Below are 17308 nucleotides of genomic sequence, written 5' to 3'. Positions count from 1 at the left end.
CGACGGTGCTGACCCGACGCTACGCCGGAGCGGCGGCCGGTGTCCCGGATCCGGCCCGCCGCCCGCACCCTCACTCGTCCGGAGCAACACGCGAACGGTCCGGCGCGGCTTCGCCGGCACGGCCTAGGGTCGGGGCATGAGTGGACACGTGGGCATCGTCCTGGTCTCGCACAGCGCCGCGCTGGCCGGGGGGTTGAGGGAACTGCTGGGGGAGCTCGCCGCACCGGAGGTCCGGGTGGTGGTGGCCGGCGGTACCGAGGACGGCGGGCTCGGCAGCAGCTACGAGCTGATCGCCCGGGCCGTGGCGGCGGCCGACTCGGGGGCGGGGGCCGTGGTGCTGCCGGACCTCGGGAGCTCGGTGCTGACCGCGGTGACCGTGCTGGAGGACCAGCCCCGCCCCGGGGTCGTACTGGTCGACGCGCCGTTCGTGGAGGGCGCGGTCGCCGCCGCGGTGACCGCGTCGACCGGGGCCGCGCTGGCCGAGGTGGTCGCCGCCGCCGAGGAGGCGCGCGGCTACCGCAAGCTGTGAGCACCGGAAGCGGCAACAGCGGTCACAGCGGTGGTGGCAACAGCGGTGGCAGCGGCTGCGGCAGCGGCAACCGCGGCGGGAGACGCGGCTACTTGGCGTCGGCGTAGCACTCCACCACGGCCGTGCTCAGCGGGAAGCGCACCGGGGTCTCGCCGAAGACCAGCCGGCGGGCCTCGTCCGCCGCCGCGTCGACCGCCGCCGCCACCTCGTCCGCCAGATTGGCCGGGGTGTGCACCATCACCTCGTCGTGCTGGAAGAACACCAGGTGCGGACGGTCCTCCGCCGAGGCCACCGGGAACTCGGCCAGCCGGCGGCGCAGCGCGGCCAGCAGTGCCAGCGCCCAGTCGGCGGCACTGGCCTGGATGACGAAGTTGCGGGTGAACCGGCCCCGGGAGCGGGCCCGGCGCCCGCCCTCCTCGCCGCCGGCCTCGCCCGCCTCGGTCAGGTCGAGGAAGTCGGCCGAGGCGGGCGGGCACGGACGGCCCAGCCGGGAGGCCACCACGCCGCCGTCCTCGCCGGTGCGGGCGGCCGCCTCGACGTAGCCCATCGCGGCCGGGTAGCGGCTGCGCAAGGTCGCCAGCAGCGGGCCGATGTCGCCACTGGTCTGCCCGTACATGGCGCCGAGCAGGCCGAGCTTGGCCTTGTCGCGGTCGCCCTGGAAGGCGGAGGCGGCGAGCGCCTCGTACAGGTCGCCGCCGGCCGCGGTGCGGGCCAGTCCGGTGTCCTGGGAGAGCGCGGCGAGGACCCGGGGCTCCAGCTGGGCGGCGTCGGCGACGACCAGCAGCCGGCCCGGGTCGGCGACCACGGCCCGGCGCAGGATGCGCGGGATCTGGAGCGCCCCGCCGCCGCGGCTGGCCCAGCGGCCGGAGACCACGCCGCCGACCACGTACTCGGGGCGGAACCGGCCGTCGCGCACCCAGGCGTCCTGCCAGGCCCAGCCGTGCGCGACGTGGAGCCGGGACAGCTCCTTGTAGCGGATCAGCAGCCGGGCCGCCGGGTGGTCGATCCGCTTCAGCTCCCACGAGCGGGTGGAGCCGAGCTGGATCCCGGCCTCGGCGAAGGCGCGCAGCACCTGGGCGTGCGAGTCGGGGTTGAACACCCGGCCGCCGAGCGCCTCCCGGAGCTCGGCCGCGAGCTCGGCGAGCAGGCGCGGCTGCGCGCCGGGGACGGTCGGGCGGGGGCCGAGCAGTTCGGTCAGCAGCCGGTCGTGCACCTCCGTCCGCCAGGGCAGGCCGTCGTGGCCCATCTCGGCGGCGGCCAGCGCGCCCGCGGACTCGGCGGCCAGCAGCAGCCGGTACCGGCCCCTGGCCTCCGGCGGCTCGATCGCCGCCAGCCGGCGCTGCTGCTCGGCGTGGACGGCGACCACGGCGGCCAGCGGGTCGGTACCGGGCGGCAGCTGGAGCCGGTCGGGGGCGAACAGCGTGTCCTGGCCGTCGTCGGCCTCCGCGGAGCCCGGCTCGGGCAGGTCGTCGGGGACCGGCAGGCCGCGCAGCCGGGCCCAGGCGGCGCCCAGCGACCGCGGGGCGCCGAACCGGCCCTCGTGGGCGAGCAGCAGCGCCTCGACCAGCCTCAGGTCGTGGCAGCGGGCGAGCCGGCCGGGCAGCCGGGGGAGCAGCGGGTCGTAGCCGGAGTCGGCGGCGGCCCACACCCAGCGCGGGTGCTCGGCGGCCTCCCGCCCGGCGACGGCGGCGGCGAGGTCGGGCACCGGGACGGGCGGACCGAGCGGGGTGCCCGCGTCGTCGAGCGGCTGGAGCCGCCCGCCGCGGCCGTGCGGGTCGGGGGCGAGGGCGATCCTGGGTGCCACGGGGCTCCTCCTCTCGTGCGGACGGTGACCGTCCGGGGGCGTACGGCCGGTCGGTGCCGACGGTAGCGGGAGGGTACGACAACCGGAGCCGCGCCGTTCGGCGGCCGGGCCGGGGCGCGTGCGTCCCGTGCGCGCCGGTGGCCGGGCGGAGGCGTAGGCAGCGCCGATGACACCGCGTAAGGTCGGCGGAATGACCGAGAACCCGTTCTTCACGGCCAGCACCCTGGCCTACGAACTGCCGCCGTTCGCCGAGATCCGGCCGGGGCACTACCTGCCCGCCTTCGAGCGCGGGATGGCCGAGCAGCTGGCCGAGATCGCCGCGATCACCGCCGATCCGGCGCCGGCGACCGTCGAGAACACCCTGGTCGCGCTGGAGCGCTCGGGGGCACTGCTGCGCCGGGTCCGCGGGGTCTTCGACAACCACTCCTCCGCCGACACCACCCCCGAGGTCGACCGGATCGACGCGGAGATCAGCCCCCGGCTGGCCGCGCACCGGGACGCGATCCACCTGGACGCCGCGCTCTTCGCCCGGGTCGAGGAGCTGTACGACCGCCGCGCCGGACTCGGCCTGGACCCGGAGTCGCTGCGACTGCTGGAGCGCCGGTACACCGCGTTCGTCCGGGCCGGGGCCAGGCTGGGTGCCGAGCAGCAGTCCCGGCTGCGCGCGATCAACGCCGAACTGGCGGCCGCAGCATCGGAGTTCCGCCAGAACGTGTCGGCCGACTCGCAGGCCCGCGCGCTGGTGCTGGACTCCGCCGAGCAGCTGGCCGGCCTCTCCCCGGACGCGATCGCGGCGGCCGCCGAGAACGGCCGCGCGCTCGGGCACGACGGCAGCTACGTGCTCAGCCTGAAGAACTTCTCCAACCAGACCGAGCTCGCCTCGCTCACCGACCGCTCGGTGCGCGAGCGGCTGCTCACCGCCTCGCTCGGCCGGGCCGCCGCCACCAACGGGCCGCTGGCGATCCGGATGTCGGCGCTGCGCGCCGAGCGGGCCCGCCTGCTCGGGTACGACACCCACGCCGCCTACGTGGTGGCCGACGAGACGGCCGGCACCGTGGAGGCGGTGGACGCGCTGCTCGCCCGGCTGGTGCCGCCGGCCGTGGCCAACGCCCGCCGGGAGGCCGCCGAGCTGGCCGGGCTCGCCGCCGCCGACGGTGTCGAGGAGATCGCCGCGCACGACTGGGCGTACTACTCGGAGCAGGTCCGGCAGTCCTCGTACCAGGTGGACGCGGCGGCGCTGCGCCCGTACTTCGAGCTGGAGCGGGTGCTGCGGGACGGCGTCTTCTTCGCCGCGAACCTCGCCTACGGGGTGAGCTTCACCGAGCGCCCCGACCTGGTCGGCTACCACCCCGACGTGCGGGTCTTCGAGGTGTTCGACGCGGACGGCACGGCGCTCGGCCTGTTCCTGGGCGACTTCCACGCCCGGGCGTCCAAGCGCGGCGGCGCCTGGATGGACGAACTGGTCAGCCAGTCCGGGCTGCTGGGCCGGCGGCCGGTGGTCTACAACAACCTCAACATCGCCAAGCCGGCGCCCGGCGAGCCGGTGCTGCTGTCCTGGGACGAGGTGCGGACCCTGTTCCACGAGTTCGGCCACGCGCTGCACGGGCTGTTCTCGGACGTGCGCTTCCCGTACTTCGCGGGCACCGCCGTGCCGCGGGACTTCGTGGAGTTCCCGTCCCAGGTCAACGAGATGTGGATGGTGTGGCCGGAGGTCCTGGCCAACTACGCCCGGCACCACGCCACGGGCGAGCCGCTGCCGGCCGAGCTGGTCGGGCGGATCGAGGCGGCGGAGTCCTTCGGGCAGGGCTTCCGGACCGTCGAGTACCTGGCGGCGGCGCTGCTGGACTGGGCCTGGCACACCCTGCCGGAGGGCCAGCAGGTCGCGGACGCCGAGGAGTTCGAGGCGGCGGCGCTGGCGAAGGCCGGGCTGGCGCTGGCGGCGGTCCCGCCGCGGTACCGGACCACCTACTTCGGGCACATCTTCGCCGGCGGGTACAGCGCGGGCTACTACGCCTACATCTGGTCGGAGGTCCTGGACGCCGACACGGTGGAGTGGTTCAAGGACGGCGGGCGGAGCGTGCGCGAGAGCGGTGAGCTGTTCCGGCGCGAGCTGCTGGCGCGCGGCGACAGCCGGGACGCGCTGGACTCCTTCCGCGCGGTGGTCGGGCGCGACCCGGAGACCGCCCCGCTGCTGGCCCGGCGCGGGCTGCTGTAGCGGGAAGCACGGCCGGGCGGTGCGGAGCGTCCCGCGCCGCCCGGCCGTCGCTCATCGGGGTTCGAGGACGACGGTGACCGGGGTGCCGGGGCGGGCGTGCGGGAGCCGGATCCGGGCGTGGCCGGCCCGGTCGCCGCTCGGCTGGTCGAGCTCGACCAGGACGCCGGACGGGCGTGCCGTGACGCGTACGCCGGTGGGGAACGCGGCGGCCGGCAGCGCGAGTTCGGTGCTCCGGCCGGTGCCGTCGGCGGTCCAGCGGACGGTGTGCCGCGTGCCGTCGGAGGTGGTGCGGGCGCCCGTGCCGGCGGTCGCGACCGGGTACGGGCCGAAGGCCGGTTCCTCGCCCGGGGCGGGCCGGCCGGCCGGGTCGAGCGCGCAGTAGCCGCCGTGGCCCCGGCACCAGTACCACATCGTCCAGCCGCCCGCGAAGCCGTCCATCGCTTCGACCTGGCGGCGGACCAGCAGGGTGTTGCCGGGCGTACGGGAGTCCGGCGGGCCCCACTCGCCGACCAGGACCGGAAGCCGGCGGGCGGTCGGGTAGGCGGTGATCGCGGCGCTGTAGCGCTCGACGAAGCCGCCGGCCGGGTCCCAGTCGGCGCCGGACTCGACGGCGGTGTCGTAGAAGTGCGGCGCGTAGCCGAGCCGGGCCGCGCCGGGGCGGGGGTCGGTGAAGCCGGGCAGCCGGGTGGGGACGCCCTGGCCGACCAGGACGGTCGGTTCGACGAACAGCCAGGCGCGGGTGTCGGCCCGGCGCACGGCGGCGATCAGCCGCCGGTACATGCCGGCCAGCCGGCCCTGTTCCAGCTCGGCGGCGGCGCGGGCGAGCACCTCCGGGTCGGCCGGGTCGCCGTCCACCGGGCCGAACGGCTCGTTGAACAGGTCGTAGCCCAGCAGTGAGCGGTGGCCGCGCAGTTCGCGGGCCAGCCGGGTGTAGAAGTCGGCCTGCCAGGCGCGCAGGTCGGGGTCGTCGTAGAGGTGCCGGAAGGCGGCCTGGACGCCGGGCTGGAAGTAGCCGGCGAACCAGTCGTCGGGGTCGGGCTCGAACGGCAGGCCGTCGTCGCGGGTGGCCCAGGGCGGGATGCCGCGGTCCCCGCCGCCGAAGTACGGGCCGTAGACGTCCTGGTGGAGGTCGACCAGGACGAGCAGGCCGGAGCGGTCGGCCGCGTCCAGGAGCCGGTGCAGCCGCCGCAGTTCGGCCGGGTCGAGGCGGCCCCTGGTCGGCTCCAGCCTGGTCCAGGAGACCGGCAGGCGGACCAGGGTGAAGCCCTGGGCGGCGATCGATCCGAGGTCCCGCTCGGTGGCCTCGGCGTACTTGTCGAGGTTGAAGCCGCGCAGCTGGAGCCGGCGGCCGGCGGCGTCGGTGAGGTCGGTGCGGCCGTCCGGGGCGGTGGCGGTGCCGGTGGGGAACGCCGGTGCGCGGGACGGGGAGTGGGCCCGGGCCGGAGCGGCGGGCAGGGCGAGGGCGGCGGTGATCAGGAGGGCAACGGCGGTGCGGGGCGGGCGCATCGGGACCTCCGGGGCGGGCGGGGGTGGGGCCCGATGATGCCCGCCGGGTCCGCGCCGCGCAAGGGAGCGGTGCGGGACCGCAGCGGAACACGCCTGTGGGGAAGCGCTGTTGGCGGTCGGTCTCGGCCGGTTAGCCGGTCGGCCGGTCAGCCGGTGGGGCGGTCCGGGGGCTCCGCCGCCGGGGCCGGGGCCGGCGCGGCTCCGCCGGGCAGGGCGGCGGTCGGCAGGTCGGCGGCGGCGGCGAGCCGCCCCCAGAGCAGGTCGGCGAGCGCCTGCACCATCCGGGTGCGCGAGCAGGGGCGGGACTCCAGCCACCAGTCGCCGGCCGCCAGCACCATGCCGGTGATCCCCCGCCCCCAGGCCTCGGCGAGCAGTTCGCGGTCGGCGCCGAGGTCGACCTGCCCGGCGACGGCCCGGGTGATCTCCTCGGCGATCTGCCGCAGGGCCGGCGCGAGCGCGTTGCCCGCGCCGCTGGGGTCACCGGGTTCGGGGTGGGTGAGCAGCCGGTAGACCTGGGGGCGGGACTCGATCCCGGCGAGATAGGTGTCCAGGACGTGCTCGACCCGGTCGCGGCGCTCCAGCGGTTCGGCCAGCGCGGCCCGGACGGCGGCCAGCAGTCCACCGGTGTGGCGCTCGGTCAGGGCCCGGATCAGGCCGTTCCGGTCACCGAAGTGCCGGTAGAGGATCGGCTTGGTGATGCCGGCCTCGGCGGCGATGGCGTTCATGCTCGCGGCCGGCCCCTCGCGCTGGATGACCCGGTCGGCGGCGTTGAGCAACTGCTCGCGGCGGGGCTCTGGGTCCATGCGCTGTTCCTTCGCTTCCGTGCCGGGGTTCCGGCACCGGCGTTGACACCGGTTACCAAGCAGTAGCAGACTCCGACGATGTTACCGGTGGTAACACCCCGGTCGGTCGCACTTTCGGTCGAATCCTCGGACGCGCCCCTCTGGGGTCGCACCCATCTTCGGAGGCCCCCACCATGAGCACCTTCTCGCTGGACCCGGGTCCGGACCAGATCGCCGTCCGCGACTGGCTGCACGGCTTCGCCGCGGACGTGGTGCGGCCCGCCGCCGCGGAGTGGGACGAGCGCGAGGAGACCCCCTGGCCGATCATCCAGGAGGCCGCCAAGCTCGGCATCTACTCGCTGGACTTCTACGCCCAGCAGTACTTCGACCCCTCCGGCGTCGGCATCCCGATCGCCATGGAGGAGCTGTTCTGGGGCGACGCGGGCATCGGCCTGTCCATCGTCGGCACCACCCTCGCCGCCGTCGCCGTCCTCGCCAACGGGACGGACGAGCAGATCGGCACCTGGGCGCCGCAGATGTTCGGCACCCCGGACGACGTCAAGGTCGCGGCGTTCTGCTCCTCCGAGCCCGACGCCGGCTCCGACGTGTCCGCGCTGCGCACCCGGGCGGTGTACGAGGAGGCCACCGACGAGTGGGTGCTGAACGGCACCAAGACCTGGGCCACCAACGGCGGGATCGCCGCCGTCCACGTGGTGGTGGCCGCCGTCGACCCGGCGCTCGGCGCGCGCGGGCAGGCGTCCTTCGTGGTGCCGCCGGGAACGCCGGGGCTGAGCCAGGGCCAGAAGTTCAAGAAGCACGGCATCCGGGCCTCGCACACCGCCGAGGTGGTGCTGGACTCCGTCCGGCTGCCCGGGCACTGCCTGCTCGGTGGCAAGGAGAAGCTGGACGAGCGCCTCGCCCGGGCCCGCGAGGGCGTCCGCAAGTCCGGGCGGAACGCCGCGATGGCCACCTTCGAGGCCTCCCGGCCGGCCGTCGGCGCGCAGGCGATCGGGATCGCCCGGGCCGCCTACGAGGTCGCGCTCGACTACGCGAAGACCCGGGTGCAGTTCGGCCGTCCGATCATCGACAACCAGGGCGTCGCGTTCCAGCTGGCCGACATGAAGACCCGGATCGACGCGGCCAGGCTGCTGGTCTGGCGGGCCTCCTGGATGGCCGCCACCAACCAGCCGTTCACCTCGGCCGAGGGTTCGATGTCCAAGCTCTACGCGGGCGAGACCGCCAAGTGGGTCACCGCGCAGGCGATGCAGATCCTCGGCGGCAACGGTTTCACCCGGGAGTACCCGGTCGAGCGGATGCACCGGGACAGCGCTATCTACTCGATCTTCGAGGGGACCAGCGAGATCCAGCGGCTGGTGATCGCCCGGGCCGTCTCGGGGCTGCCGATCCGCTGACGGCCGGCGGCCGGGCCGGGGCCGGCGGGGGCCGACGGGGCCGACGGGCGGGCCCGGGCGGACCCGGGCGGGCCGGAGGGTCAGCGGGCGGCCCAGAAGGTGAGCCCGGCCGACAGGGCGCCCACCACCGTGCCGGCGACCGTCTGCGCGGTGGTGTGGTCCCGCAGCACCACCCGGGACCAGCCGATCGCCGCGACCGTCGGGTACAGCAGCAGCCACCAGGGCGAGAGCGCGACGGCCAGGCAGACCGTCGCGCCGCTCGCCACGGCGGTGTGCACGGAGATCTTCCACCAGACGGTGATCACCAGGATCGGTACCAGCGAGGCGAGCATCGCCACCACCGTCGCGGTCAGGTCGCGCGGGGCGTCCGCGGCGAGCATCACCACCAGTCCGGCCGCGACCGAGATCATGATCAGCGGGAAGAGCGTCAGCCGCCGCTGCCGGTGGCCGACGTGGCGGTCGCCGACGGTTCCCCTGCGCATGCCGTAGTGGATGAACAGGGTCGGGAGCACGGCGGTGAACACGGCCGCGAACGCCGCCCAGGCGAGGCCGGTCCAGCCGTAGCGGAGGCCGCCGAGCAGGAGCAGCATCGCGATGATGACGTTCTTCGGCTCCAGGCCGTCGGTGATCCGGCGGGCCCGGGTCGTCGTGGGCGTGTCGGTGGTGGTCGCGGCGGTCATCGCGGTGGCGCTCCGGGCTGGTTCGGCTGCGGATCGGTCGCATGATCGTATCCGTCGGTCCGGTGCCGCTCCGGTCCGGTGCCGCTCCGGTCCGGTGCCGCTCCGGCCCGGTGCCGCCCCGGTCCGGTGCCGGCCCGCCCCGGCCCCGGGACCCGTCCGGTCAGAACCGGGGCGGGCGGCGTTCGAGGAAGGCGGCGAGCCCCTCGCGGACGTCCGGGGCCTCGCGGGAGCGGCGCTCCCAGGGAGCGAGGGCCTCGGCCGCCCGTTCCGGCGGCACCGCCAGCGCCGCCTTGACCGCGCCGATGGTCTGCGGCGAGCGGGTGGTCAGCAGCCGGGCGAACTCCAGTGCCGCGGCGTCAAGTTCGGCGGCCGGCAGGACGCGCTCGGCCAGTCCGAGGGCGGCCGCCTCCGGCGCGGACAGCAACTCGCCCGAGAACAGCAGGTACTTGGCGCGGGCCGGACCCACCAGCCGGGCCAGCCGCAGGGTGGGCACCGCCGGGTACACCACGCCCAGCTTGGCCGGGGTGATGCCGAGCCGGGCGTCCGCGGCGACGAAGCGCAGGTCGCAGGCGACCGCCAGCTGGCAGCCGCCGCCGACGCAGGCGCCGTGCACCACGGCGATGGTCGGGTGCGGGAACGCCGCCAGGGCCTCCTCGGCGGCGACGTTGATCGCGTGGTAGGCGTCGGCACGGTCCGGATCGCCGTAGACCCCGGCCAGTTCGTCGATGTCGGCACCGGCGCTGAAGGTGCCGCCCGCGCCGGTGACCAGCAACGCGCGCACACCCGGCTCCTCGGCCAGCCGCTTCAGCACCTGCGGCAGGGCCTGCCAGATCGCCAGGGTGACGGCGTTGCGCCGGTGCGGGCGGTCGAACTCCAGTACCGCGACGCCGTCCTCGCCGACGTGGGCGTTGAGGCCCTCGGTCTCGGTGGGCAGCGGGGCGCGGTCGCGTGTGAGCGGCGGCCGGGTGGCCATGGGCACCTCCGGGAGGGTGTGGGTGCGGCCACTCTCGCAGAGTCCGGTCTCCCGGAGTCCGGCGGTGCCGCCCGGGGTGCCGCTCAGGACCGGGTGGCGCCGTAGTCGCCGAGACCGTCGGCGGCCAGGCCGAAGGCGCGGTCGGCGTTGGCCAGGGCCTCGGGCAGGACGTCCGCCGCCCGGTCGCCGGCCATCATCCGGCGCTGGTTCTCCTCCGTCAGCGTCAGCCGGGTGCCGAGCAGCTGGGCGGCGGCGACCCGGGCGAGCAGCGGGTCGTGCTCCGGGTCCCGGGCGAGCAGTTCGGCGGCGAGCGCCGTCCGGGCCCCGGCGCCGAACCCGGCCTGCGCCCGCTGCGCCAGTACGGGGGTGCTGTGGACGAGGCGGATCACGTCGACCACCTGCTGCTGGTCGCTCAGACCGGACGCCGGGTCGAACGCGGCGAGCGCGGCGACGTACTGGGAGTGCAGCGCGGTGACCGCCGCGACGTCCGGGGCGGCTTCGCGGACCACCCGGGCGGGCTCGTCGATGTGCTGCTCCATCGGCCCGAGGACGAGGTCCTCCTTGGTCGCGAAGTAGTTGAAGACGGTCATCTTGGACACCTCGGCGGCGGCGGCGATCTCGGCCACCGAGACCTCGTCGAAGCCGCGTTCGGCGAACAGGGCGACGGCGGTCCGCCAGATCCGGATCGCGGTCTGCAGCTTCTTGCGTTCCCGCAGGCCCAGTCCGGCCATGTCGGCCCCGGGGTCGACCTCGATTCTCGTCATGCCATGACTGTACCAGGATCAAAGATGTATCCGGACGAAGAATTGACCGAGTCAAAAAAGCCTGTCATGGTGGTGCCGCGCCGCCGGGTCGGACCGGTCCGGCGCCGGGCGTCCCGTCGCCCCAACTCCGCGATCCCAGGGGGACTTCCGATGGCCGTGACCGCATCACCGACCGTTCCGGTGCCGACCGCGCCGGTAATGACCGCACCGACGTCGACCGCTCCGACGTCGACCGCACCGGCGCCGACCGGGTCCGGGCCGACCGCACCGGCCCTGATGACCGAGCCGCAGCGCAAGCTGGGCATGCTGCTCTGCCTGGTCACGATCGTGCTGGCGGTGCTCGACACGAACATCGTGTCGGCGGCCACCGTGCCGATCGTCCGCGACCTCGACCCGGTGCACGGCGTCGACCGGCTGCCCTGGCTGGTCACCGCGTTCGCGCTGGCCGCCACCGCGCTGCTGCCGCTCTACGGCAAACTCTGCGACCTCTACGGGGCGAAGCGGGTGCTGATCGGCGCGGTCGGCACCTTCCTGGTCGGCTCGGCGCTGTGCGGCGCCGCCGGCTCGATGGAGCAGCTCATCGCCTTCCGGGCGGTCCAGGGCATCGGGGGCGGCGGGCTGATGAGCGTGACCATGGTGGTGATGGCCCAGCTGAGGAACCCGGACGAGGCCGGCGGCGGCGGTGGCGCGGGCGGGATCGTCGCCGGTGGCGGTATGGCCGTCGGCCCGCTGATCGGCGCGCTGCTCGCGGAGCACCTGGACTGGCGCTGGATCTTCTACGTCAACCTGCCGGTCGGCCTGCTGCTCCTGGTGGGGGCCGCGCTGGTGCTGCGGCTGCCCGCAGGGTCCGGCCGGCGCGGGCTGGACTTCCTCGGTGCCACCCTGGCCGCCGCCTCCGTCACGGGTCTGCTGCTGGTCGCCGAGTGGGGCGGCCGGACCTTCGGCTGGACCTCCCCGCAGCTGCTCGGCCTGGCCGCGGCCACCGTGCTGGTGTTCCTGCTCTTCCTCCGCCGTCAGGCCACCGCCGCCGACCCGGTGCTGCCGCTGTCGCTGTTCCGGATTCCGGAGATCCGGATCGGCTTCGCACTGCAGGGCCTGGTCGGCATGGGGATGATGGGCGCGATCATGTACGTGATGCTCTACCTCCAGATCGCCCGGGGTGTCGCCGCGACCTCGGCGAGCCTCTACCTGATCCCGATGGCGGTCGGCATGACCGCGATCGGCCTGGTGGTCAACCGGCTGGAGGCGCGGGGGGTGTCGGTGCGCGCCGTGCTGGCCGCGGGCGCCGTCTGCTCCGCCACCGCGCTGCTGCTGCTCGGGCTGAGCGGGCCGGGGACCTCGCTGTGGCTGGTCCGGGCCGAACTGCTGCTGCTCGGCGTCGGTCTGGGCCAGCTGATCGGGCACCTGATCACGGTGGTCCAGCTCGCCGCCCCGGCGCACCAGCTGGGGGTGGCCACCACCGGCGTCCGGTTCTTCCAGACCATGGGCAGCGCGCTGGGCGCGGCGGTCTTCGGCACGGTGCTGGCCCGGGTGTTCACCGCGAACGAGCCCGGTGTGCCGCTGGGCGCGGTCGGCCGGCTGTCCGGCGCGGCCAGGGAGCACGCGGTGGCGGGCTTCGTGGACGCGGTGGACACGGTCTTCCTCTCGGCGGCCGGCGTGATGGTGCTGGCCCTGCTGCTGGCGCTGCGGCTGCGGCCGGGCGGGGCCGCGGCGGGCGGGGAGCGGGAGCGGGCCGCCTGAGGGCGGACGCGGCGCGGGGCCCGGTGGATCCGTCCACCGGGCCCCGCCGGTCTGCGCGTGCTCAGCCGGTGGGGGCGCCCTGGGGCTTCCACTCGTGGGTGAGCAGGGACCAGACCTCACCGTCCTGGTGCACCCCGTTGTGCAGGTAGCTCTCGCGCAGCACGCCCTCCAGGGTGAAGCCCATCCGCTGGGCCACGGCCCGGCTGCGGAGGTTGTCCGGCTTGTTGTGCCACTCGATCCGGTGCATGCCGCGGACGGTGAAGGCGTAGTCGATCAGGTGCCGGACGGCGGTGCCGACCAGGCCCCGCCCCTGGCCGGCGGGCTCGGTCCAGACGCCGATCTCGCAGGTGCCGGCCTTGGCGTCGAACTGGACGAACATCACCCCGCCGACCAGGGTGCCGTCCAGCCAGATCCCGTACAGCCGGGCGGCGTCGGCGGCCTGCCGGTCGGCGTAGCGCTGGAGGACGGCGCGGGCCGAGTCGAGGTCGGTGGCGAGGGCGGCCCAGTTGATCCAGGCGTCGATGTGGGCCCGGCCGCGCTCGATGTGCTCCAGGTACTCGGGGGCCTGCCACGGCTCCAGCGGGCGGAGCTCGGCGTTCTCGGAGAGGGGGACGGCGAACATGGGCGTGCCTTTCGCGACGAGGGTCGGTCGGACCGGTGCGTCATGCGTAACAAACGTTTGGTACGTAAGATACTCGCATGACACCCGCCCGTGGAGACCACGAAGCCCGCCGCACCGAAGTCTCGGAGGCGGTGTGGCGAGTGCTGTCCACCCGGGGCTTCGAGGCGCTGACCCTGCGTGCGGTGGCCGCCGAGATGGGGGCCACCACCGGGCTGCTGACGCACTACTTCCCGAGCAAGAAGGCGCTCCTGGCGCACGCGCTGGAACTCCTGGACCGGCGCTCGCAGGAGCGGCCGCGACGGCTGGTGCCGACGGACGGCGGGCCGCCGCCGGCGGCGGGGGCGGCCCGGCTGCGGGCGGCGCTGCTGGACATCCTGCCGCTGGACGGGCCGGGTCTGGCGGGGAACCGGATCTGGGTGGGTTCGTGGGACGTGGCGCTGGCCGACCCCGAGCTGGCGGCGGCGCACGCGGCACGCTACGCGCGCTCGCGCCGGGTGCTGGCGGAGTGCGTCGCGGACGCCCAGCGCCTGGGGGAGCTGCCGGCCCGACCCGCGGCGGATCCGGTCGCGGCGGGCGCGCTGGGTTTCGTGCTGGGGCTGGTGGTGCAGGTGCTGTTCGCCCCGGAGGAGTTTCCGGCGGAGCGGCAGGTGGAACTGCTGGACACCTATCTCGCGGGACTGGCCGCGCCCTGACGGAGGGGTGCCGACCGAGGGGTGCCGACGGCGGATGCGGCCGGGTGCGCGGCGGGCGATCGCCGGTGGTGTTTACAGCGCCGGAATTCCCGGGCGGGGACTTTTCGGAGAGGGCATGACACGCATGGTCACGGGTTATGCGCACTGGGTGCCGATGAGCGGTGGGCCGCTCGGCGGGGCGCCGCAATTGACCGGTACGGGTAATACGCGAACTGCCCGGTGGGACGACGTCGCGAGGCGCGTGGTGCCCCCAGCAGGATTCGAACCTGCGACCTACCGCTTAGAAGGCGGGTGCTCTATCCGCTGAGCTATGGGGGCGGGACGGGCGGCGCCCGCGAGGGCGTGACCGTTGCCGGGATCGGGCGGTGGGCGCGCGGCGCCCGCTGTCCGTCCCCGTACCGTGAGGATGGGGTGTGGGGGGTGGCGGGTCCCTGCCCTGTCAGGGGACAGGATAAGGGTGCTCCGTTCCTCGGCCGGGCGTTACGACACCGCCGTTGGTGTGTCGGCCTAGGTGGAGCGGTCCGATAATCGCAGGTGAACGCCGTGTGTGCAGCGGTCTGGCGGCCTTCGGCGCCGGACGTTGTGCACTCGTTACGGGGCTGTCTGCCCACCCGTTATGGATTCGGCACGGAGAAAGCACCGCGGCCGGGGGCGGCATCGACGCGGGTGGGGGGCCGTATTCGGGTTCCTTCGGTCGGATGACGTGCGCGGACGGTCGCTACGGCCACCCCCGGGGGTGGCCGGGGCCCGGAGTCGGCCCCGGGATTGTTGTCATGGCCCCGCAGAACGAGGGTTCGGCGGTCGTACAAAGGCCGAAATTCACCCCTGCGGGCGACAGCGGTTTTCCACAGGCCCGATTTGTCCACAGGATTTCCGAACTCTGCTGCGCGTATTTCCCGAGAAGCGCACTCTGCGGGTGTGCCGGTCGATTCCGTACGGTGCAACAAGGGGAACGGAGTGTGGCTGTGAACGGTACGCAGGTGACGGTGATCGGGAATGTCGCCACGGAGGTGACGTACGCCCTGACCCCCGGTGGGGTGCCGGTGGCGAACTTCCGGCTGGCCTCGACCGAGCGGCGCTTCGACCGGGCGCGGGAGGCCTGGGTCGACGGCGAGACGCAGTGGCTGACGGTGACGGCGTGGCGGTCGCTGGCGGGGCATCTGATCGACTCGCTGGCGAAGGGCGACCCGGTGGTGGTGAGCGGGCGGTTGAGGGTGCGCGAGTGGGCCGAGGGGGAGGTGAAGCGCAGTCGGGTCGAGATCGACGCCCGGTCGGTCGGGCACGATCTGAGCCGCGGTACGGCCAGGTTCAGCTGGGCGCCGGGGGGTCGGGGCGGGGTGCCGGAGGAGGCGGGCGGCGGCGCCGGGGCCGCCTTCGGCGAGGCCGTGCCCGGGTGGATCGTGGACGCCCTGCGGGGGCGGCGGGCGGTGGAGGGTGACGACGGGCCGGCGACGGAGGGGGAAAGCGGGGGTGACACCTAGCGGCCCACGAGGTGTCCGACGGGTCGTCCGACTGTCGACAAATATGTGAATCGAGACGGCCGTTGCGCCCGCACGCGCAATCCTGTTCCGGTTAGCGGAATGATCCGCTAATTCTGGCTGTCCGTCAGCTTGTGTGGATAGTGGGAGGGTTGATAACGATCCAGATACGGAATCGTCCTAATTTCGCATGGGGGTTTCCGGGCCTCCGGGGCTCCATAGGATTCGTCTGGTTCACATCGTGAAGCTGCGCCACAGGGGGCGCGGCAAGCAAGGCGGGCTGCCCACCGGCATGGCCCGGCCCGAAGGGATCCCAAGATGTTCCAGAGGCAGGGGCGGGCGCTTCCCCGCATAACCACTGTCATGCTCGCGACCAGCACCGCGCTGGCCGGGGGCCTGTTCGCGGCCGGTGCGGCGACTGCGGCCGACGAGCCCGGCGGCGGTGTCACGGCGGTGGTCCAGCCGACCCTGATGAGCGAGGAGATCGCCATCGAGGGGAGCCACTCGATCCAGGGCGGGCTGTTCACCCTCAAGACGGCCGACGGCGAGATCAAGACGTACTGCATCGACATCGACCACCCGGTCGACATCACCAAGGCCATCGAGTACCGCGAGTCCGACTGGAAGTCCAGCTCGCTCGGCCGCCCGGAGAAGGCCCAGGACGCCTCCAAGATCCGCTGGATCCTGGAGAACTCCTACCCGCAGGTGACGGACCTCAAGAAGCTGGCCGCCGACGCCGGCGTCAAGGGCGAGCTCACCAAGGAGGACGCCGCCGCCGGCACCCAGGCCGCGATCTGGAAGTTCTCCGACGGCAAGAACGCCGTGCCGGTGGACGCCGAGGCCAAGCAGCTCCGCGACTACCTGGTCAGCGAGAAGAACAAGGGCATCGCCGCCGAGCCCAAGCCCTCGCTGAGCCTCACCCCGGACTCGGTGTCGGGCAAGCCGGGCACCAAGCTCGGCCCGTTCACCCTCAACTCCAGCGCCAACGAGGTGAAGCTGGCGCTCGCCGGCGACGCCGCCGACAAGGTCAAGCTGGTCGACAAGGACAACAAGCCGGTCTCCGACCTGGCCGGTCCGATCGCCAAGGACACCCAGCTGTGGCTGGACGTCCCGGCCGGCACCCCGGACGGCACCGCCAGCATCAACGCCAACGCCGAGACGGTCGTGCCCAGCGGTCGCGTCTTCCTCAGCAAGGGCTACACCCCGGAGAAGCACAGCCAGACCATGATCCTGGCGGGCTCCACCAAGCTCGCGGTCAAGGACACCGCCAAGGCGACCTGGAAGGCCGCCAAGGGCCCGCTGGTCGACAGCACCGCCGTGGTGGAGTGCGTCTCCAACGGCGTCAAGGTCTCCGTGGCCAACGGCGGCGACGAGGCCGCCACCGTCTCGGTGAAGCCGGGCAAGGACATCACCGTCCAGCCGGGCAAGATCGAGACCGTGATCGTCCCGGTCGCCGAGGACACCGCCTACGACATCACGGTCACCGGCCCGAACGGCTTCAGCAAGAACTTCAAGGGCATCCTGGACTGCAAGAACACCAGCGTGACCACGCCGACCCCGACCCCGTCGGCCACCACCCCGAGCACCAAGCCGTCGACCCCGGCGCCGACCACCGCGGCCCCGACCACCAAGGCCCCGGTCGTCACCCCGAGCGCGACCCCGTCCGCCTCGGCCACCACCACGGCCGCCCACCCGGCGCCGACCAGCACCGCCCCCGGCACCACCGGCGGTCTGGCCCAGACCGGTGGTAGCGACGCCACCCCGGTCATCGCCGCCGTCGCCGGCGGTCTGGTCGTGGCCGGTGGCGCCGCGGTCTTCCTGCTGCGCCGTCGCCGCCAGGGCAACGCCGCCTGAGGCACCGGCCCGAGGCCGATCCGGTAGGACCGGGGCACTGACCCGGGAGCACCGGGCGCCGAACCGCCCGTAACGGCCCGGCTCCCCGCACCACGTGTGCGGGGAGCCGGGCCGTCGCGCGTTCCGGCAGCGGCACTGCGCGGCACTGCGCGGCACCGGGCGGGGCCGGACCGTGCCGGGCGGGCGCCGGCCGGCGGCCGAGGGGGAGCAGCCGTTCGGGGCTCCCGTTCCGGTGCGGCACAATGGAAGGCTGCAAG

The 17308-nt window shown here is 74.3% G+C and carries 14 protein-coding genes and 1 tRNA gene; 7 read left to right on the top strand and 8 right to left on the bottom strand.

Going from position 1 to position 17308, the window contains the following annotated elements; genetic code table 11:
- Positions 1 to 136: 136 nt before the first annotated feature.
- The gene (dhaM, locus tag BLU95_RS13220; protein WP_093860204.1) at positions 137 to 529 is read left to right on the top strand and encodes a dihydroxyacetone kinase phosphoryl donor subunit DhaM; all 393 of its coding nucleotides are present in this window, start codon (positions 137 to 139) and stop codon (positions 527 to 529) included.
- A gap of 88 nt (positions 530 to 617) precedes the next feature.
- Here the strand turns inward: dhaM and BLU95_RS13215 are convergent, their stop codons facing one another.
- Positions 618 to 2333, bottom strand: a complete 1716-nt coding sequence (locus BLU95_RS13215; RefSeq protein WP_093860203.1) for a bifunctional 3'-5' exonuclease/DNA polymerase — start codon at positions 2331 to 2333, stop codon at positions 618 to 620.
- 190 nt (positions 2334 to 2523) lie between these two features.
- Here BLU95_RS13215 and BLU95_RS13210 point away from each other — a divergent pair, with 190 nt between their 5' ends.
- The gene (locus BLU95_RS13210; RefSeq protein ID WP_093860202.1) at positions 2524 to 4548 is read left to right on the top strand and encodes a M3 family metallopeptidase; all 2025 of its coding nucleotides are present in this window, start codon (positions 2524 to 2526) and stop codon (positions 4546 to 4548) included.
- Positions 4549 to 4599: 51 nt separating this feature from the next.
- On the opposite strand, the gene BLU95_RS13205 is transcribed toward BLU95_RS13210, so the two are convergent.
- Positions 4600 to 6054: a cellulase family glycosylhydrolase gene (locus tag BLU95_RS13205; protein ID WP_093860201.1), complete on the bottom strand. Its 1455-nt coding sequence runs from the start codon at positions 6052 to 6054 to the stop codon at positions 4600 to 4602.
- Between the two features lie 146 nt (positions 6055 to 6200).
- Positions 6201 to 6857: a TetR family transcriptional regulator gene (locus BLU95_RS13200; protein WP_093860200.1), complete on the bottom strand. Its 657-nt coding sequence runs from the start codon at positions 6855 to 6857 to the stop codon at positions 6201 to 6203.
- A 173-nt stretch (positions 6858 to 7030) separates the two neighbouring features.
- Between BLU95_RS13200 and BLU95_RS13195 the strand changes: the two genes are divergently transcribed.
- Positions 7031 to 8248 (top strand): acyl-CoA dehydrogenase family protein, encoded by a 1218-nt coding sequence (locus BLU95_RS13195; RefSeq protein ID WP_093860199.1) that lies wholly within the window; start codon positions 7031 to 7033, stop codon positions 8246 to 8248.
- Between the two features lie 80 nt (positions 8249 to 8328).
- Here BLU95_RS13195 and BLU95_RS13190 read toward each other — a convergent pair whose 3' ends face one another.
- From BLU95_RS13190 to BLU95_RS13180, 3 genes are all read right to left on the bottom strand, one after another.
- Complete coding sequence (locus tag BLU95_RS13190; RefSeq protein WP_093860198.1) at positions 8329 to 8928, bottom strand: hypothetical protein; 600 nt, start codon at positions 8926 to 8928, stop codon at positions 8329 to 8331.
- Between the two features lie 160 nt (positions 8929 to 9088).
- Positions 9089 to 9901 (bottom strand): enoyl-CoA hydratase/isomerase family protein, encoded by an 813-nt coding sequence (locus tag BLU95_RS13185; protein ID WP_093860197.1) that lies wholly within the window; start codon positions 9899 to 9901, stop codon positions 9089 to 9091.
- An 83-nt stretch (positions 9902 to 9984) separates the two neighbouring features.
- Positions 9985 to 10665: a TetR/AcrR family transcriptional regulator gene (locus BLU95_RS13180; protein WP_231978547.1), complete on the bottom strand. Its 681-nt coding sequence runs from the start codon at positions 10663 to 10665 to the stop codon at positions 9985 to 9987.
- A gap of 276 nt (positions 10666 to 10941) precedes the next feature.
- On the opposite strand from BLU95_RS13180, the gene BLU95_RS13175 reads away from it, so the two are divergent.
- Positions 10942 to 12405, top strand: coding sequence for an MFS transporter (locus tag BLU95_RS13175; protein ID WP_173862048.1), 1464 nt, complete (start codon positions 10942 to 10944; stop codon positions 12403 to 12405).
- Positions 12406 to 12466: 61 nt separating this feature from the next.
- On the opposite strand, the gene BLU95_RS13170 is transcribed toward BLU95_RS13175, so the two are convergent.
- A complete protein-coding gene (locus BLU95_RS13170; RefSeq protein ID WP_093860196.1) occupies positions 12467 to 13027 on the bottom strand; it encodes a GNAT family N-acetyltransferase in 561 nt (186 codons plus the stop codon).
- Positions 13028 to 13104: 77 nt separating this feature from the next.
- Here BLU95_RS13170 and BLU95_RS13165 point away from each other — a divergent pair, with 77 nt between their 5' ends.
- Positions 13105 to 13719, top strand: a complete 615-nt coding sequence (locus BLU95_RS13165) for a TetR/AcrR family transcriptional regulator (protein WP_173862046.1) — start codon at positions 13105 to 13107, stop codon at positions 13717 to 13719.
- Between the two features lie 242 nt (positions 13720 to 13961).
- Here the strand turns inward: BLU95_RS13165 and BLU95_RS13160 are convergent.
- Positions 13962 to 14037, bottom strand: a tRNA-Arg gene (locus tag BLU95_RS13160).
- 647 nt (positions 14038 to 14684) lie between these two features.
- Here BLU95_RS13160 and BLU95_RS13155 point away from each other — a divergent pair.
- Both BLU95_RS13155 and BLU95_RS13150 read left to right on the top strand, forming a co-directional pair.
- Complete coding sequence (locus BLU95_RS13155; protein WP_231978546.1) at positions 14685 to 15200, top strand: single-stranded DNA-binding protein; 516 nt, start codon at positions 14685 to 14687, stop codon at positions 15198 to 15200.
- 360 nt (positions 15201 to 15560) lie between these two features.
- Positions 15561 to 17051 (top strand): Cys-Gln thioester bond-forming surface protein, encoded by a 1491-nt coding sequence (locus BLU95_RS13150; RefSeq protein WP_159424881.1) that lies wholly within the window; start codon positions 15561 to 15563, stop codon positions 17049 to 17051.
- The last annotated feature ends 257 nt before the right edge of the window (positions 17052 to 17308 follow it).

It is taken from the genome of Streptomyces sp. TLI_053 (genome assembly GCF_900105395.1).
GTDB lineage: Bacteria > Actinomycetota > Actinomycetes > Streptomycetales > Streptomycetaceae > Kitasatospora.
The sequence above is the reverse complement of the archived record's forward strand: the minus strand, read 5'-3'. Positions and strand labels throughout refer to the sequence as shown.